Below are 18,004 nucleotides of genomic sequence, written 5' to 3'. Positions count from 1 at the left end.
ACCTCCTTCGGATTTGCCAGATAACCCGTGGTATCCCCGGTCGGGCGGCTGTTGGCGTTGGGTTTAATCACAATGTTCGGTCTGGTGAAGTGCGCGCCCGGCAGCGGCGCAACGGCCGCCAGCGTGCCATGTTTTTTCCGCAGCTCTTCTATCGGGCCAAAGTCCAGCGCGCGCAGCGGGCAGGACTCGACGCAGATCGGTTTTTTGCCGTCGGCAACGCGGTCATGACAACCGTCGCATTTGGTCATGTGGCCTTTGGCGGCGTTGTACTGCGGCGCACCGTACGGGCAGGCCATATGGCAGTAGCGACAGCCGATGCAGACGTCCTCATCCACCACCACAAAGCCGTCCTCGCGTTTGTGCATCGCGCCACTCGGGCACACTTTCGTGCAGGCCGGGTCTTCGCAGTGGTTGCAGGAGATGGAAAGATAGTAGGCAAAGACATTCTGGTGCCAGACGCCGTTATCCTCCTGCCAGTCGCCGCCCGCATATTCATAGATGCGGCGGAAGCTGACGTCCGGGGTTAAATCTTTGTAGTCTTTGCAGGCCAGTTCGCAGGTTTTGCAACCGGTGCAACGACTGGAGTCAATAAAAAATCCATATTGGGTTGTCATCGGTTACTCCTTATACCTTCTCAACCTGAACGAGGTTCGTATGGGACGGATTCCCCTTAGCGAGAGGAGAAGGACGCTGGGTCGTCAGGACGTTAATACATCCCCCCTGATCCACGCGTTTTGCATCCGGGTCATACCAGGCGCCTTCGCCCAACGCAACGACGCCCGGCATCATGCGCGGCGTCACTTTCGCCTCAATATGCAACTCGCCGCGACCGTTGAAGATACGCACTTTGTCGCCGTTGCTGATGCCGCGTTTTTGCGCATCCATCGGGTTAATCCACATCTCCTGGCGGCAGGAAGCTTTCAGAACGTCCACGTTGCCATAGGTAGAGTGCACGCGAGATTTGTAGTGGAAGCCCGTTAATTGCAACGGATAGTCTTTGGTCAACGGATCGCTGTAGTTTTCGAAGCCCGGCGTATAGATCGGCAACGGATCGATCACATCGCCTTCCGGCAGTTCCCAGGTTGCCGCAATCTCTGCCAGCGCCTGCGAATAGATCTCGATTTTGCCCGACGGCGTTGTCAGCGGGTTAGCCTGCGGATCGTCACGGAACGCTTTATAGGCAACGTGATGACCTTCAGGGTCGCGCTGCTTAAAGATGCCCTGCTTGCGGAATGCTTCAAATGTCGGCAGTTCGGGAATCGCCTGACGCGACTGTTCGTACAGATGACGCATCCACTCTTCTTGCGTACGCCCTTCGGTAAACTGCTGCTCCACGCCGAGACGCTTCGCCAGCTCGCTGGTCATCTGATAGATAGTCTTGCACTCAAAGCGCGGTTTAATGGCCTGGTCGGTGAAAATAACGTAGGACATGTTCCCGCAGGAGGCATCCAGCGCGAAGTCCATCTGCTCAGAAGCGGTGCAGTCCGGCAGCAGAATATCGGCATATTTCGCTGAAGAGGTCATATGACAGTCGATAACGACGATCATTTCGCACTTCTTGTCATCCTGCAAAATTTCATGCGTACGGTTAATTTCGGAATGCTGGTTAATCAGGCAGTTACCGGCATAGTTCCAGATCATCTTGATGGGAACGTCGAGTTTATCTTTGCCGCGAACCCCATCACGCAGCGCCGTCATTTCCGGCCCGAGCTCAATGGCATCGGTCCATAAGAACATCGAAATGCTGGTCTCGACCGGGTTTTCCAGCGTTGGCATACGCTCAAACGGCAAATCGTAAGATCCCTCACGCGCACCGCTGTTGCCGCCGTTAATGCCGACGTTGCCGGTCAGGATCGCCAGCATAGAGATTGCGCGAGTAACGATTTCGCCGTTGGCATGACGCTGCGGCCCCCAGCCCTGGCTGATGTAAGCGGGTTTGGCGCTACCGATTTCACGCGCCAGTTTTACAATGCGCGCCGCCGGGATACCGGTGATCTGCGACGCCCACTCCGGCGTCTTCGCAATACCGTCTCTACCCTGTCCCAGAATATAGGCTTTGTAGTGACCATTTTTCGGCGCGCTGGCGGGTAAGGTTTTTTCGTCATAACCCACGCAGTATTTGTCGAGGAACGGCTGATCGACCATATCTTCGGTGATCATGACGTATGCCAGCGCATTTACCAGCGCCGCATCCGTACCCGGGCGAATCGGAATCCACTCATCCTCACGACCCGCGCCGGTATCGGTGTAACGCGGATCGATAATAATCATCCGCGCATTTGATTTTTGCCGTGCCTGTTCGAGGTAATAGGTTACCCCGCCGCCGCTCATACGGGTTTCCCCCGGATTGTTACCAAACAGCACAACCAGCTTACTATTTTCAATGTCGGAAGGACTATTACCGTCCGCCCAGCCGCCGTAGGTGTAATTTAACCCGGCGGCAATTTGCGCGGATGAGTAATCGCCGTAATGGTTGAGGTAACCGCCGCAGCAGTTCATCAGCCGGGCAACCAGTGTTTTTCCTGGCGGCCAGGAGCGCGTCATCGTGCCGCCAAGCGTACCCGTACCATAGTTTAAATAGATGGATTCATTGCCGTAGTCTTTGATAAGACGCTGCATATTGGTGGTGATAATGTCATAGGCTTCGTCCCAGCTGATGCGCTCAAACTTACCTTCACCACGCTTGCCAACGCGCTTCATTGGATATTTCAGACGATCGGGGTTATAAACCCGGCGGCGCATAGAACGCCCGCGCAGACAGGCGCGAATCTGATGCAGACCGTCATAGTTATCATCGCCCGTATTGTCTGTTTCAACATATTTGATTTCACCGTCCACCACATGCATGCGCAGCGGGCAGCGGCTTCCGCAGTTAACGGTGCAAGCGCTCCAGATAATTTTTTCGCTGGATGCGCTGGGGCTGATAGCGTCAGCCGCATTGGCGATCCGGGTAAATGGCAGAGTCAATGCGCTACTGGCGATTGCCAGCCCGCCTATTGCTGTCGTTTTTACCAGGCCTCGACGAGTTACCTCAGCTGCCAGTACAGCATCGGGGATATTCGTTTTCATGATGACTCACTTTGCTTGCTCACGATTGATAAAAGCCAGACACTTCGTTATGTAGTTATTTACATAACGAATAAATCGCTATATAGTTTTGTATATAATGAATATGAGAAAAATCAGCGATAAATGCTAATCTTCATTCGAAGGTAGTATTACCCCCAAAGGGGTAACCATTCTTGTCCGGTGTCAAACAGGCATAAAAAAAAGCGCCCGGAGGCGCTTTTTAAGCAGAGAGAAGCGGGGATTAGCCGATATATTCCAGTCCGTTCATATACGGACGTAATACTTCTGGAACTTCGATGCGGCCATCAGCCTGCTGGTAGTTTTCCATCACGGCAACTAAAGTACGCCCAACCGCCAGACCGGAACCGTTCAGAGTATGAACCAGACGGGTTTTCTTGTCGGACTTACTGCGGCAGCGTGCCTGCATACGACGCGCCTGGAAATCCCCTACGTTCGAGCAGGAAGAGATTTCACGATAGGTGTTCTGCGCCGGGATCCATACTTCGAGATCGTAGGTTTTACATGCGCCAAAGCCCATGTCACCAGTACACAGAACGATTTTACGGTACGGCAGACCCAGCAACTGAAGCACTTTCTCAGCATGGCCGGTCATCTCTTCCAGCGCATCCATTGACTCTTCTGGACGCACAATCTGCACCATCTCAACTTTATCGAACTGGTGCATACGGATCAGACCGCGCGTGTCACGACCGTAAGAACCCGCTTCAGAACGGAAGCATGGCGTATGCGCAGTCATTTTGATCGGCAGCGCATCTTCGTCGATGATTTCATCACGCACCAGGTTAGTCAGCGGCACTTCCGCCGTCGGGATCAGCGCATAGTTGCTGCTGTCAGCCTCTTCTTCCAGCGGGCGAGTATGGAACAGATCGCCCGCAAATTTCGGCAACTGCCCTGTACCGTACAGCGTGTCGTGGTTCACCAGATACGGCACGTAGTTTTCACTGTAACCATGCTGTTCAGTGTGCAGATCCAGCATGAACTGCGACAGCGCGCGGTGCATACGAGCAATCTGCCCTTTCATTACCACAAAACGAGAACCGGTCAGTTTAACCGCAGCCGCGAAGTCGAGACCGGCGTGCATTTCACCCAGCGTCACATGATCGCGGACGTCGAAATCAAACTCACGCGGGGTTCCCCAACGGCTGACTTCAACGTTGTCGTTTTCATCTTTACCTACCGGTACATCATCAGCCGGTAAGTTAGGAATGGTCAGCGCGATATCGCGAATTTCAGCCTGTAAGCTCTCCAGCTCGGCTTTTGCCGCATCCAGCTCTTCGCCCAGCTTGTTCACTTCCAGACGTAAAGGCTCGATATCTTCCCCGCGCGCTTTCGCCTGGCCGATGGATTTCGATCGAGAGTTACGCTCTGCTTGCAGGTTTTCCGTGTTGACCTGCAAAACTTTACGACGCTCTTCAAGAGCGCGCAGCTTATCTACATCCAGCTTAAAGCCCCGGCGTGCCAGTTTTTCAGCGACTGCGTCTGGCTCATTACGCAGCAGATTGGGATCGAGCATGCTTATCCTGTGCTTATCGAATTAAAATAGGAAACGTGACCACAGCCTGCAGTCACAGGGATACAGTGCCAACATTACCGCAACGATCGCGCTAACGGTAGCGTTTTGTGGGGCTATTTTGATCCTGTTCAGCCAGCCAGGCGAGCTTTTCGCCAATCTTGCCTTCAAGACCCCTGTTTGTGGGATGATAATAGCGTGTTTGCGCTATTTCCGGCGGGAAATAAACCTCGCCTGCGGCGTAGGCGTTTGGCTCATCATGCGCGTAGCGGTATTCCTGGCCATAGCCCATTTCTTTCATCAGTTTCGTCGGCGCATTGCGCAGATGCACAGGCACGTCATAATCCGGGCGTTCACGGGCATCAGCCAGCGCCGCTTTGAACGCGGTATAAACCGCGTTACTTTTCGGCGCACAGGCCAGATAAACAATCGCCTGGGCTATCGCCCGTTCCCCTTCCGCAGGGCCGACGCGGGTAAAGCAATCCCACGCAGAAATCGCCACCTGCATTGCGCGAGGATCGGCATTGCCGACGTCTTCAGAAGCAATCGCCAGGCAACGTCGGGCGACATACAGCGGGTCGCCGCCAGCGGTAATGATCCGGGCATACCAGTAAAGCGCCGCGTCCGGGGCGCTGCCACGCACCGATTTATGCAATGCGGAGATGAGATCGTAAAAGCGGTCGCCTTTATTATCAAAGCGCGCGCTGCGCTCCCCGGCGATTTCGGTCAGTAATGCGGGCAATAATACTCGCTTACCGCTGTCATCCACTTCCGCCATGTCTGCCATCATTTCCAGCGTATTTAACGCCCGACGCGCATCTCCGTTCACCAGTTCGGCGATCGCCCGGCGCGTCTCGTCCGGCAGAACGATATCCTGGCCGCCATAACCACGCGCTTTGTCATCCATCGCCTGATTCAGCACCTGCTCAATATCTTCAGTCGTTAAGGATTTGAGGAGATACACGCGGGCGCGTGACAGCAAAGCCGAGTTCAGCTCGAAGGACGGGTTTTCGGTCGTCGCGCCAATAAACGTAATCGTGCCGTCTTCGATATGCGGCAGAAACGCATCCTGCTGGCTCTTGTTGAAGCGATGGACTTCATCGACAAACAGAATAGTGCGGCGCCCGGCATTACGGTTCTGGCGGGCGCGTTCAATGGCTTCACGGATCTCTTTTACGCCAGAAGTCACGGCGGAAATGCGTTCGACGTCAGCATTGGCATAGCGGGCAATCACTTCGGCCAGCGTGGTTTTGCCCGTACCGGGCGGCCCCCACAAAATCATCGAGTGCAGGTGCCCGGCCTCAATTGCACGAGGCAAAGGCTTACCCGCAGCCAGCAGATGCTGCTGACCAATATACTGCGCTAAATTTTCTGGCCGCATACGCGCGGCCAGTGGCTGAAAGGTATTATCAGAAAAATCGAGCGACAGATTGCTCACTCATGCGCCTCTACTTACGTTGGTCGTCTACCGTTACACCTTGCGGCGGAGTAAAGGTAAATTTTGATGCATCGACAGCGCTATTCTGCTGAGATTTCAGCTGATAGCTGCTGCGCTGATCGTCTTGTTCCACTGCGCTGAACTGATGAATAGTCCCGTCGCGACCCACATTAATGGTGAACTGTTTCAGGTTACCGCTGCTGCTTTTTGGCGTCAGCACAAAGTCATCGCCATTTTGTTTGATGTTGTACTGCTGCCAGTCGCTGGACTGGTTGCGGGCTATCAGCATAAACGGCGTATTGCCCGTCGCATCTTTTAACCAGGTCGCCGTTGCCTGCTCGACAAACGGGTTAAAGAACCATAGCGTTTTCCCGTCAGAGACCAGAATGCTCTCGTCGGGCTGCGTCATATGCCAGTTAAACAGATTAGGACGCTTAACCCATAAGTCGCCCTGGCCTTCCTGAACGGCGGCGCCGCTGCCGTCAGTCACTTTTTGTGTAAAGCTGGCGTGGAAGCTGCTGACTTTATCCAGACGGCTTTTCAGATCGCTGGCGGCATCCGCCCATACGCTGCTCACCACAAAGCCGGAGAGTAATGCGCAGGTGATTGCGATTTTTTTCATCATTATTCCTCAAAATACGTCACTCCCGATGGGGAGTTCCCTCTGCTCTCTATTCCAGGCCAAAAATCAGCATGAGGAAAGAAGAAAATACTGAATTCTTATTTATTTACCGATCTTTGCAATCATTCGAACGGCGGTGGCGCCAGCACCTCGCGGTTCCCGTTATGGCCTTGTTCGCTGACAATGCCCTGGGCTTCCATCTGCTCGACAATGCGCGCCGCACGGTTGTAACCGATACGGAACTGACGCTGAACGCCAGAAATGGACGCTTTGCGTTTTTCGGTCACAAAGCTCACCGCCTGATCGAATAACGGGTCCAGCTCCTCGCCGCCGTCAAAGCCGCCGCCGCCCCCTTCGCTTTCGCTATCCGAGGTGATGCCATCAATGTATTGCGGGCGACCACGCGCTTTCCAGTCCTGCACCACCGCATGCACTTCCTGGTCGCGAACAAACGCGCCATGAACACGTACCGGCATGGTCGAGTTCGGGCCGGAATAAAGCATATCCCCCATCCCCAGCAGGGATTCCGCGCCGCCCTGATCGAGGATCGTGCGTGAGTCGATCTTACTGGATACGGTAAAGGCGATACGCGTCGGAATGTTGGCCTTAATCAGACCGGTAATAACGTCAACCGACGGGCGCTGAGTCGCCAGCACCAGGTGAATACCTGCGGCACGCGCTTTCTGCGCCAGACGCGCAATCAGCTCTTCAACTTTCTTACCGACGGTCATCATCAGATCGGCGAATTCATCGACCAGAACCACGATATACGGCAGTTTTTCCAGCACCGGATGCTGGGCATCCATGCTGTCGCCCGGCTTCCAGTACGGGTCTGGAATCGGACGCCCCATCCGTGCCGCTTCGGCAATTTTCTCGTTATAGCCCGCCAGATTACGCACGCCAAGCGCCGACATCAGCTTATAGCGGCGTTCCATTTCATTAACGCTCCAGCGCAGTGCGTTGGCGGCGTCTTTCATATCGGTAACCACTTCGGTCAGCAGATGTGGAATGCCTTCATAGACCGAAAGTTCCAGCATTTTCGGGTCAATCATGATGAAACGCACGTCTTCCGGCTGCGCTTTATACAGCATGCTGAGGATCATGGCATTGACCCCAACCGATTTACCGGAACCCGTCGTCCCCGCAACCAGCAGATGAGGCATTTTCGCCAGATCGGCCACAACCGGATCGCCAGCGATATCTTTACCCAGCACCACGGTGAGCGGCGACGGATTCTCGCGGAATTTAGCGTTATCCAGCACTTCACGCAGGTAGACGGTCTGACGTTTTTTGTTCGGCAGTTCGAGGCCCACGTAAGGCTTACCAGGGATCACTTCTACCACGCGTACCGCAACGGTTGACAGTGAACGCGCGAGATCGCGTGACAGGTTAGAAATACGCGCGGCTTTCACGCCCGGCGCCAGATTCAGCTCAAAACGGGTAATAACAGGCCCTGGGGAATAGTTCACCACGTCAGCTTTAATGCGGAAATCCGCCAGACGCGCTTCGACCAGGCGCGCCATTTGTTCCAGCGCGAAAGTATCGACCGGTTCCACTGCGCTCGGCGGCGGCGTCAGCAGATCCAGCGACGGCAACGGCGTGGTAGGCTTCTGCAACGGACGACTGTCGCCATTACGCATCAACAACGGATGGATCAGGCTTTCCTGCGGCTGTGGCGCGGCCGGTTGTTGCGGCTGTTGATACGGTTGCTGCGGCGCAACCGGCTGCTGCGGCTGTTGATACTGTTGCTGCGGCGCGACGGGCTGTTGCGGCTGCTGATACTGTTGCTGTGGCGCAACCGGCTGTTGCGGCTGCTGATACTGCTGCTGTGGCGCGACGGGCTGCTGCGGCGACTGATGCTGCGGCTGCGGCGCGGCCGGCTGCTCAGGCATCACGCCGGGAGTAAACAACGGCTCATGCGGGCCTTCATCCACCAGCGCTTTCATCGGCGAGAATTCAAAATCATCCAGCGAGAACGGATGGGCTCCCGCAGGCTGTTCCCCGGCATAGCGCTGCTGCTGCGAAGAGGCAAACTGGCGAGCCAGTTCAGCTTCTGCTGCATCCTCATCTTCTGCCTGAGGAGCGTCATGTTGATATTCGGAACCATAACGATGCTGCTGAGACTGGGCGAACTGACGTGCCAGCTCATCCTGCTGCATCTCATCAATTTCATCATCGGTATACTGCGTTTCGGCATCATACTGATGACGCCCCGCCGCACGCGCTTTCTCTTCCGCGATACGCTGAGACGGTAATTTTATGCCATACGAGGCCAGCTCACGGCGGGTCGGAACGCGAACGCGGTTAGGGCGAGGCAGTTGCGGGCCAATCCCCTCTTTAACCTGCGGGCGTGGCGCACCACCGCTTACCGGGCTAAACGCAGGTGCAGCGGATGCCGCCGCCGCGCCTGCGGCCAGCGTTGCATCTTTGACGCCTGCCGCCAACGGCGCAACCGCGGCAACGGATTCAACAGGCGGCACAGAAGCTGCTGTCGGTGCCGATGGTTTAACCGACTCCGGCGCTTTCGCTGGCTCAGGAATCGGCTGATACCACGCAGCCAGCTGCTCACGCTCACGCGCGCGTTTTTCTTCCACTTCTTCAAAGTAGTAGAGCGGCGGACGGGCGGGTTTAATTTCTTCTGCTACAGGCTCAGGCTCTACCGCAGACGGTGGCTCAACAGCAGGCTGCTGCTGGTAATACGTATCCTGAACCGGTTCCTGCGGGTAAGCCGGCTGCGGCTCGAAAGTCGGCTCGTGTTGATAAACAGGCTCTTGCGGATAAACCGGCTCAGGGTGCCAGGGTTGTTCCGCCGCAGGTTCCTGCACCTGCGGCACAGGCTGTTCATACGCGTGTTCAGCGTAATACTGCGCTTGCGGCTCGGTCGGCGCAGGTTGCTGCCACGGTTCATGATGTGGCGCTTGCGGCTGCGCATATTGTGGTTGCGGCGGATAACTTTCCGGCGCAGACGCAATGACCGGCTCGCCGGTTTGCGGCCCCGGAACAGGCTGCCATTCCACCACCGGTTGCGCAGACGCGGCTTCAGCACCCGGCACCGACGGTGCAGACATAACTGGATCGACAGGCGCCGCCCAGGCTTGCGTTGCCGTTGTCGCCGCAGCGGCGGAGGCAACAGGCTCCGTGACCGAATGTCCATTCAGCAGAGGATCGTATTCCTCATATTCCGGCTGCGTCGCACGATGGCCAGAGAACAGCACATCATCAGGATCGGCAGCCACGCCACGCGCGCTGTATTCGATATCGTCTTCATCATCCATACGCTTGCCGGAGAAAAGCGCCGCATCCGTGTGTCGCCCACGCGGATTGCTGAACTTCTCTGCCAGCCGCTTACGGCGCGCCAGGGCGCCACGAAGGATGCGCGCACGTCGGGATTCGCGCTGTGCACCCACCGCTTCATCTTCGTATTCGTCATCATCTTCATACTCGTCGTCATCGACCCAGGTGTCATCGCGGCGAGTACGGTTGCTGGCGAAGGTGAGAATATTCAGCAGCCAGCCACCCAGTTTTTCTGCAATGCTCACCCAGGACCAGCCGGTGAAGAGCGTCAGACCGGCTGCCCAGACGCACAGCAGCGTAATCGTTCCCCCGCTGCTGTGCAGCAGAGGCTGAAGCGTGGTGCTTAACAGGCTGCCAATGACGCCGCCGGACGCGAAGTACCAGATATCATCAGCATTAATTGCGGCTAATCCGCAGGAGGTAAGAATCAACGCCAGGACGCCGATAATGCGCAGCGACACGGCAAAATAGTCGATGTAATCGTCGTTGCTCTGGTGCCGCCAGGCAAACCAGCAGCCGCCAACGATAATCACCGGAATGGTGTAGGCCATCACGCCAAAGATAAAGAACAGCGTGTCAGCCAGCCACGCGCCCGGCGCGCCGCCCAAATTATGGATAGGCTCATGCCATGCGGTTTGCGACCAACTGGGATCTGAAGGGTTAAAGCTAAGTAAGGCTGCCATCAACCAGACGGCAAAAAGGGCAATAAGGATCAGCAACGCTTCCAGAAGTCGGCGCCCGCTGCTTAACTTTTTCAATGTGACTTCTTTGTCTTCAGTGTATTCCTGGCTCAAAAAAGGCTCTCCAGGTTTCGGGCTTTTCCTGCCCGATGCTAAAACGGACAACAGCACCGGGTTGCCCCGGCACTGTTGCTGTATGGATTAACAGGAGTGTAATCAAACTACGTCGATTTTGCACCTGTTCCGTGTTAGCGCGTCTTAATTACCAGACGATTGCTCTGTTTGACTTCTTCCATTACCACGTAAGTACGTGTGTCATTCACGCCAGGCAGACGCAGCAGGGTTTCACCCAGCAGCTTACGGTACGCTGACATATCCGGCACGCGTGTTTTCAACAGGTAGTCGAAATCACCGGAAACTAAATGACACTCTTGAATTTCTTCAAGTTTTTGTACTGCGGCGTTAAATTGTTCAAACACATCTGGAGCGCCACGATTCAGAGTAATCTCAACAAAAACCAGAAGTGATGCATCCAGATAATGCGGGTTTAACAGCGCCGTATAGCCCTGAATAAAACCCTGTCTTTCCAGCCGACGGACACGCTCAAGGCAAGGCGTCGGTGAAAGTCCCACTCGTTTAGAAAGCTCGACGTTAGAAATACGCCCATCCTTTTGCAACTCATTAAGAATGTTACGATCGATACGGTCGAGATCTTTGCCAGGGCGCTTCTTGCTATCTACCATTATTATTGTCTCTCTGTATTCCTTCCCTACTCCTGCCTGACTCTACTAACATCACTGTTCAGAGTCGATGCCCATCACAATAGACCGAACCCAGAGGGATTAACGGCGCGCAATGCCAGGGCCTATGGTGAGAAGACCGTTGCCGGATGGCAGCTATCGACATCACGAATGGCGTCTGTCCACGCCATGCGTAGATTTCACTAGCCCGGTAAACATGGTGCTTATATGCATGATTATGCAGCACACACATAACACTGTTTTTTTCTTCCAGAAGATGTTTTCGCAAAACAGCAGGGGATTGTCAAAGCAAAACATCGATTTTTAGTACAACATGCCAGTTATTCATTAAGAGCGGCGCTAAATCGTCATTTTATCACCTTATAACTGACCGATTTTAAGTAGAAAGCGTTATATCGCAGCCCTAAATCCGCCCATTCATCGGTTCCTGCTATTACACATATTGTTAACAAAATCGCTATACTCTTTTTTTACGTCTGCAAATTCCCTACAATCCTGCCCATTGTCTGCCAACAACTATGGGGATCTCATGGGCACGACCAAACACAGTAAACTGCTTATCCTGGGTTCTGGACCGGCGGGATATACCGCTGCGGTCTACGCTGCACGCGCAAACCTGCAACCGGTTCTGATTACCGGTATGGAGAAAGGCGGTCAACTGACCACCACGACGGAAGTGGAAAACTGGCCTGGCGATCCGAACGATCTGACCGGCCCGCTGTTGATGGAGCGCATGCACGAACATGCGACGAAATTTGATACTGAAATCATCTTCGATCACATCAATAGCGTGGATCTGCAAAACCGTCCTTTCCGTCTGACCGGCGACAGCGGCGAATACACCTGCGATGCGCTGATCATCGCAACCGGCGCTTCCGCACGCTACCTCGGCCTGCCGTCTGAAGAAGCATTTAAAGGCCGTGGCGTGTCTGCCTGCGCCACCTGCGACGGTTTCTTCTATCGCAACCAGAAGGTCGCGGTCATCGGCGGCGGCAACACGGCGGTTGAAGAAGCGTTATACCTGGCGAACATCGCCGCTGAAGTGCATTTGATTCACCGTCGCGACGGCTTCCGCGCCGAAAAAATTCTGATCAAGCGCCTGATGGATAAAGTGGAAAACGGCAACATCGTGCTGCATACCCACCGCACTCTGGAAGAGGTGACCGGCGATCAGATGGGCGTTACCGGTTTGCGTCTGCGTGATACGCAAAACCCGGACAACATCGAATCCCTTGACGTTGCAGGCCTGTTTGTCGCCATCGGCCACAGCCCGAACACCGCGATTTTTGAAGGTCAGCTTGAACTGGAAAACGGCTATATCAAAGTCCAGTCCGGCATCCACGGTAACGCCACGCAGACCAGCGTTCCCGGCGTGTTCGCCGCAGGCGACGTGATGGACCATATTTATCGTCAGGCAATCACCTCAGCGGGCACAGGTTGCATGGCGGCGCTGGACGCTGAACGCTACCTTGACGGTCTGGCTGACGCGTGCAAATAGTTTTTACAAATCAGTAACAAAAGTAAAAAAGGCGACTATAAGTCGCCTTTATTTTTGCCCCGTTGTAACATTGCCGTGCCAAAAATTCCGATAACTCACCTGCTAAGCGTGCAATGAATAAAACCCGTCAAAAAGAATTGACCCGCTGGTTAAAACAGCAAAGTGTAATTTCCCAACGTTGGCTGAACATTTCACGCCTGTTGGGTTTCGTGAGTGGCGTACTGATTGTCGCTCAGGCCTGGATCATGGCTCGCATTCTCCAGCATATGATCATGGACAATATTCCCCGCGAAGCCCTCCTGCTCCCCTTCATCGTACTGATGTTGGTGTTTGTCCTGCGCGCCTGGGTGGTCTGGCTGCGCGAGCGGGTGGGTTTTCATGCCGGGCAGCATATCCGATTTGAGATCCGCCGCCAGGTGCTGGATCGTCTGCAACAGGCAGGGCCAGCCTGGATTCAGGGTAAACCGGCTGGTAGCTGGGCGACGCTGGTGCTGGAGCAGATTGACGATATGCATGATTACTATGCCCGCTATCTGCCGCAAATGGCGCTTGCTGTCTGCGTCCCCCTGTTGATTGTGGCGGCGATTTTCCCGTCAAACTGGGCCGCCGCGCTGATTTTGCTCGGCACCGCACCGCTGATCCCATTATTTATGGCGATGGTGGGAATGGGCGCCGCCGACGCTAACCGCCGTAATTTCCAGGCGCTTGCCCGCCTGAGCGGGCATTTCCTCGACCGCTTACGCGGAATGGAGACGCTGCGCATCTTCGGGCGCGGTGAAGCAGAAACGGAAAGCATTCGTGTCGCTTCACAAGATTTTCGCCAGCGCACAATGGAAGTCCTGCGTCTCGCCTTTTTATCCTCCGGGGTACTGGAGTTCTTCACGTCGCTGTCCATTGCGCTGGTCGCGGTTTATTTCGGTTTCTCCTACCTCGGCGAACTTAATTTCGGCCATTACGGGACGGGCGTCACGCTTGCCGCCGGCTTCCTGGCGCTGATTCTGGCGCCGGAGTTTTTCCAGCCACTGCGCGATCTGGGCACCTTTTACCATGCCAAAGCACAGGCGGTAGGTGCGGCTGACAGCCTGAAAACCTTTATGGAAACGCCTCTCGCTCACCCGGAACGCGGTGATGTCGAACTTTCCGGGAAAGAACCGGTAACCCTTGAAGCACAGGATCTGATAATTACCTCGCCGGAAGGTAAAACGCTTGCCGGACCGCTGAATTTCACACTGGCCGCAGGTCAGCGCGTCGTACTGGTTGGTCGCAGCGGTTCAGGAAAGAGTTCGCTGTTAAACGCGCTGTCTGGCTTTCTCTCTTATCAGGGCTCCCTGTGCATTAACGGCGTTGAACTTCGTGATTTATCCCCGGAATCCTGGCGAAAACATCTCTCCTGGGTGGGGCAAAACCCACAATTACCGGCTGGCACGCTCCGTGAAAACGTCCTGCTTGCCCGCCCGGATGCCAGTGAACAAGCGTTACAGGCGGCTCTCGACAGCGCCTGGGTCAGTGAGTTTTTACCTCTGTTGCCGCAAGGCGTAGACACGCCGACTGGCGATCACGCGGGTCGCCTTTCCGTCGGTCAGGCGCAGCGGGTTGCGGTTGCCCGCGCCCTGCTGAATCCCTGCAAATTGTTGTTGCTGGATGAACCCGCCGCCAGTCTGGATGCCCACAGCGAACAGCGTGTAATGCAGGCGCTGAATGCCGCATCAAAACGCCAGACCACGCTGATGGTAACGCATCAGTTAGAAGATCTTGCCGACTGGGACGTGATCTGGGTTATGCAGGACGGGCAAATCATCGAGCAAGGTGATTATGCCCAACTCAGCAGCGCCAACGGCGCGTTTGCGACACTATTGGCTCATCGTCAGGAGGACATTTAAATGCGTGCCTTGCTACCGTATCTGACGCTGTATAAACGTCATAAGTGGATGTTAACGCTCGGTATTATTCTGGCCATCGTCACGCTACTGGCCAGTATCGGTTTGCTGACGCTCTCTGGCTGGTTCCTCTCCGCCTCAGCCGTAGTCGGTGTGGCGGGTATCTATAGCTTTAACTACATGCTGCCGGCTGCTGGCGTGCGCGGTGCGGCGATCACCCGTACTGCGGGCCGGTATTTCGAGCGTCTGGTCAGCCATGACGCCACCTTCCGCGTATTGCAACATTTGCGTATTCATACGTTCAGCAAGCTGCTGCCGCTCTCCCCTGCTGGTCTTGCCCGCTATCGTCAGGGCGAGCTGCTGAACCGCGTCGTTGCCGATGTCGATACGCTGGATCACCTCTACCTGCGCGTCATTTCTCCGCTGGTTGGCGCGTTTGTGGTGATTATGGTGGTCACTCTGGGGCTGAGTGTTCTCGATTTCACCCTCGCGATTACGCTGGGTGGCATTATGCTGCTGACGCTGTTTATTATGCCGCCGCTCTTCTATCGCGCCGGAAAAAGCACCGGGCAGAACTTAACCCATTTACGCGGTCAGTATCGCCAGCAGTTAACCGCCTGGCTACAGGGTCAGGCGGAACTGACTATATTTGGCGCCAGCTCGCGCTATCGGGCGCAAATGGAAGCCACGGAATTACAGTGGCATGAAGCCCAGCGACATCAGTCTGAATTAACGGCGCTATCCCAGGCCTTAATGCTGCTGATTGGCGCACTGGCGGTAATGCTGATGTTATGGATGGCTTCCGGCGGCGTCGGCGATAACAGCCAGCCTGGCGCGCTGATAGCGCTGTTTGTCTTTTGCGCACTGGCGGCATTTGAAGCGCTTGCCCCCGTTACCGGCGCGTTTCAACATCTTGGCCAGGTCATCGCCTCTGCGCTGCGTATTACCGAACTGACCGAGCAGCAGCCTGAAGTGACCTTCCCGGATGGCGAAGCAGCGGCTCCCCGGCAGGTAACGCTGACGCTGCGTGACGTTTCATTCAGTTACCCGGAGCAGCCGCAAAAAGCGCTGGATGCCCTTTCTCTGCAAGTCGCGCCCGGAGAACATATCGCTATTCTCGGACGCACCGGCTGCGGGAAATCGACATTGCTGCAACTGCTCACCCGCGCCTGGGACCCGCAGAGCGGCGATATTCTGCTTAACGATCAACCAATTTCAACGCTGGATGAAGCGGCCCTGCGTCGCACCATTAGCGTGGTGTCGCAGCGAGTACACCTGTTCAGCGCCACATTGCGTGACAACCTGCTGCTGGCAGCGCCAGACGCAAACGACGATACGCTCTCAGAGATGCTGCGCCGTGTCGGGCTGGAAAAGCTGCTGGAGGATGGCGGACTTAACAGCTGGCTAGGCGAAGGCGGACGTCAGCTGTCAGGCGGCGAGCTTCGTCGTCTGGCTATCGCCCGTGCCCTGCTGCACGATGCGCCGCTCATGCTGCTCGATGAACCCACTGAAGGGCTGGATGCGACAACCGAAAGCCAGATGCTTGAATTGCTGGCAGAGGTTATGCGCGGGAAAACCGTTTTAATGGTCACGCACCGTCTGCGCGGGCTGTCACGTTTTGATCAAATAATAGTGATGGACAACGGACAAATTATTGAGCAAGGTAATCACGCAGATCTGTTAGCCAGGCAGGGTCGTTATTACCAGTTTAAGCAACGTCTGTAAGCTATTATTGAACGATCCGACTTGCGTACTGGAGTTTTGCGGTCATGCGCCTGGTTCAGCTTTCTCGCCACTCAATCGCCTTCCCCTCGCCGGAGGGCGCGTTACGTGAACCCAATGGTTTATTGGCGCTTGGTGGCGATCTCAGCCCTGCCCGCTTATTGATGGCCTATCAGCGGGGTATTTTCCCGTGGTTTTCACCGGGCGACCCGATTCTTTGGTGGTCACCCGATCCTCGCGCTATTTTGCAACCTGAAACATTACACATCAGCCGCAGCATGAAGCGTTTTCACAAACGATCGCCCTATCGCGTCACGCTTAATTATGCGTTTGGTCAGGTTATTGAAGGCTGCGCCAACGATCGTGACGAAGGAACCTGGATCACGCGCGATGTGGTGGAAGCGTATCACCGCTTACATGAGCTGGGGCATGCGCATTCCATCGAAGTATGGCGACACAACGCTCTCGTCGGCGGCATGTATGGCGTTTCGCAAGGCACCCTGTTTTGCGGCGAATCGATGTTCAGTCGCCAGGAGAACGCCTCCAAAACCGCGCTGCTTGTTTTTTGCGCTGAATTTATTCGTCAGGGTGGAAAATTAATCGACTGCCAGGTGCTGAATAGCCACACGGCATCGCTTGGCGCTGTCGAAATTCCCCGCAGGCAATACCTTGAGCATCTGGGATCATTACGGCAACAGCGATTACCGGGTCATTTCTGGGTGCCGCGCACGTTATTTTCGCCTCAGGCGTGAATGTTTTCGGCACATTTTTTGTCAGGGTGTTATAATTGTGCCGCAGAGCAGGTTATGCCCATTACCCCGCCGCCGTTAAGGAACCGTTCGCGTCAGGTAACGCCCATCGTTTATCTCATCGCTCCCTTATACGTTGCGCTTCAAGTGCGGCTTTGCCGTGTTTTTCGGAGTAATGCGCCAAACCTGATTTGCTGCGTTTTAAACGCGCAAATCTTTACTTATTTAAAGAACTTCGGCATTATCTTGCCGGTTCAAATTACGGTAGTGATACCCCAGAGGATTAGATGGCCAAAGAAGACAATATTGAAATGCAGGGTACCGTTCTCGAAACGTTACCTAATACCATGTTCCGCGTAGAATTAGAAAACGGTCACGTGGTTACTGCACACATCTCCGGTAAAATGCGTAAAAACTACATCCGCATCCTGACGGGCGACAAAGTGACTGTTGAACTGACCCCGTACGACCTGAGCAAAGGCCGCATTGTCTTCCGTAGTCGCTGATTGTTTTCACGCCCGGGTGGCGTAAAGATAAAAAAAGGTCGGTTTATCCGGCCTTTTTATTGTCCCTTTCCTGCATGAATACCGTTGATGCGAATTAACGTTATTTTTATTCCCCGCAGCGTCCCTTCCTTCTACATTAAATACTGAACTGCCTGTACGGCAGTGAACGAAACGCTACGGCGAACAACGGTGATCAACTTTTTCTAAGCTGCCTGTACGGCAGTGAACATAACTTTGCTGGTGGCGGCGGTGCTTCC

At 55.0% G+C, this 18,004-nt stretch carries 12 protein-coding genes and 1 tRNA gene (1 of these 13 only partly in view); 6 read left to right on the top strand and 7 right to left on the bottom strand.

The features are described 5' to 3' along the window. A tRNA-Ser gene (locus OGX93_RS09650) sits at positions 1-19 on the top strand; it begins 120 nt to the left of the window's first position. On the opposite strand, the gene OGX93_RS09645 is transcribed toward OGX93_RS09650, so the two are convergent. From OGX93_RS09645 to lrp, 7 genes are all read right to left on the bottom strand, one after another. Then, positions 1-614 (bottom strand): dimethylsulfoxide reductase iron-sulfur subunit DmsB (locus OGX93_RS09645; protein WP_012132456.1); only part of this gene is annotated, 614 nt, incomplete at its 3' end. The two genes, OGX93_RS09650 and OGX93_RS09645, sit on opposite strands and share 19 nt — an antisense overlap. 10 nt (positions 615-624) lie before the next feature. Next, positions 625-3,069: a dimethylsulfoxide reductase subunit A gene (gene dmsA / locus OGX93_RS09640; protein ID WP_286449813.1), complete on the bottom strand. Its 2,445-nt coding sequence runs from the start codon at positions 3,067-3,069 to the stop codon at positions 625-627. Positions 3,070-3,310: 241 nt separating this feature from the next. Beyond that, on the bottom strand, positions 3,311-4,603 hold the full coding sequence (gene serS / locus OGX93_RS09635) for a serine--tRNA ligase (protein WP_286449812.1): 1,293 nt from the start codon (positions 4,601-4,603) through the stop codon (positions 3,311-3,313). A 91-nt stretch (positions 4,604-4,694) separates the two neighbouring features. Beyond that, positions 4,695-6,038 carry a replication-associated recombination protein RarA gene (gene rarA / locus OGX93_RS09630; RefSeq protein WP_024130481.1) on the bottom strand — a complete coding sequence of 448 codons (1,344 nt, stop codon included), beginning with the start codon at positions 6,036-6,038 and terminating at the stop codon, positions 4,695-4,697. A 10-nt stretch (positions 6,039-6,048) separates the two neighbouring features. Beyond that, complete coding sequence (lolA, locus tag OGX93_RS09625; protein ID WP_024130482.1) at positions 6,049-6,660, bottom strand: outer membrane lipoprotein periplasmic chaperone LolA; 612 nt, start codon at positions 6,658-6,660, stop codon at positions 6,049-6,051. Between the two features lie 122 nt (positions 6,661-6,782). Continuing rightward, positions 6,783-10,748, bottom strand: a complete 3,966-nt coding sequence (gene ftsK / locus OGX93_RS09620; protein ID WP_286449811.1) for a DNA translocase FtsK — start codon at positions 10,746-10,748, stop codon at positions 6,783-6,785. 134 nt (positions 10,749-10,882) lie between these two features. Further along, a complete protein-coding gene (gene lrp / locus OGX93_RS09615) occupies positions 10,883-11,377 on the bottom strand; it encodes a leucine-responsive transcriptional regulator Lrp (RefSeq protein ID WP_000228469.1) in 495 nt (164 codons plus the stop codon). Between the two features lie 547 nt (positions 11,378-11,924). On the opposite strand from lrp, the gene trxB reads away from it, so the two are divergent. From trxB to infA, 5 genes are all read left to right on the top strand, one after another. Then, positions 11,925-12,893, top strand: a complete 969-nt coding sequence (gene trxB, locus OGX93_RS09610) for a thioredoxin-disulfide reductase (protein WP_012133038.1) — start codon at positions 11,925-11,927, stop codon at positions 12,891-12,893. A gap of 113 nt (positions 12,894-13,006) precedes the next feature. After that, positions 13,007-14,773 carry a heme ABC transporter permease/ATP-binding protein CydD gene (gene cydD / locus OGX93_RS09605; RefSeq protein ID WP_286449810.1) on the top strand — a complete coding sequence of 589 codons (1,767 nt, stop codon included), beginning with the start codon at positions 13,007-13,009 and terminating at the stop codon, positions 14,771-14,773. Next, positions 14,774-16,495 (top strand): heme ABC transporter ATP-binding protein/permease CydC, encoded by a 1,722-nt coding sequence (cydC, locus tag OGX93_RS09600; RefSeq protein ID WP_286449809.1) that lies wholly within the window; start codon positions 14,774-14,776, stop codon positions 16,493-16,495. A gap of 44 nt (positions 16,496-16,539) precedes the next feature. Further along, the gene (aat, locus tag OGX93_RS09595; RefSeq protein WP_012133041.1) at positions 16,540-17,244 is read left to right on the top strand and encodes a leucyl/phenylalanyl-tRNA--protein transferase; all 705 of its coding nucleotides are present in this window, start codon (positions 16,540-16,542) and stop codon (positions 17,242-17,244) included. A gap of 284 nt (positions 17,245-17,528) precedes the next feature. Continuing rightward, complete coding sequence (gene infA / locus OGX93_RS09585; protein ID WP_001040187.1) at positions 17,529-17,747, top strand: translation initiation factor IF-1; 219 nt, start codon at positions 17,529-17,531, stop codon at positions 17,745-17,747. The last annotated feature ends 257 nt before the right edge of the window (positions 17,748-18,004 follow it).

Origin of the sequence: Citrobacter sp. CK195 (assembly GCF_030333365.1) — a bacterium.
GTDB lineage: Bacteria > Pseudomonadota > Gammaproteobacteria > Enterobacterales > Enterobacteriaceae > Citrobacter_B > Citrobacter_B koseri.
Note: the sequence above shows the minus strand (reverse complement) of the source record. Positions and strands in the feature narration are given on the sequence as shown.

Excerpts from the sequence above, each read along its gene's own strand:
- cydC (WP_286449809.1), top strand. The coding sequence starts at position 14,774 with ATGCGTGCCTTGCTACCGTATCTGACGCTGTATAAACGTCATAAGTGG.
- trxB (WP_012133038.1), top strand. The coding sequence starts at position 11,925 with ATGGGCACGACCAAACACAGTAAACTGCTTATCCTGGGTTCTGGACCG.
- dmsA (WP_286449813.1), bottom strand. The coding sequence starts at position 3,069 with ATGAAAACGAATATCCCCGATGCTGTACTGGCAGCTGAGGTAACTCGT.
- serS (WP_286449812.1), bottom strand. The coding sequence starts at position 4,603 with ATGCTCGATCCCAATCTGCTGCGTAATGAGCCAGACGCAGTCGCTGAA.
- cydD (WP_286449810.1), top strand. The coding sequence starts at position 13,007 with ATGAATAAAACCCGTCAAAAAGAATTGACCCGCTGGTTAAAACAGCAA.
- lrp (WP_000228469.1), bottom strand. The coding sequence starts at position 11,377 with ATGGTAGATAGCAAGAAGCGCCCTGGCAAAGATCTCGACCGTATCGAT.
- aat (WP_012133041.1), top strand. The coding sequence starts at position 16,540 with ATGCGCCTGGTTCAGCTTTCTCGCCACTCAATCGCCTTCCCCTCGCCG.
- infA (WP_001040187.1), top strand. The coding sequence starts at position 17,529 with ATGGCCAAAGAAGACAATATTGAAATGCAGGGTACCGTTCTCGAAACG.
- lolA (WP_024130482.1), bottom strand. The coding sequence starts at position 6,660 with ATGAAAAAAATCGCAATCACCTGCGCATTACTCTCCGGCTTTGTGGTG.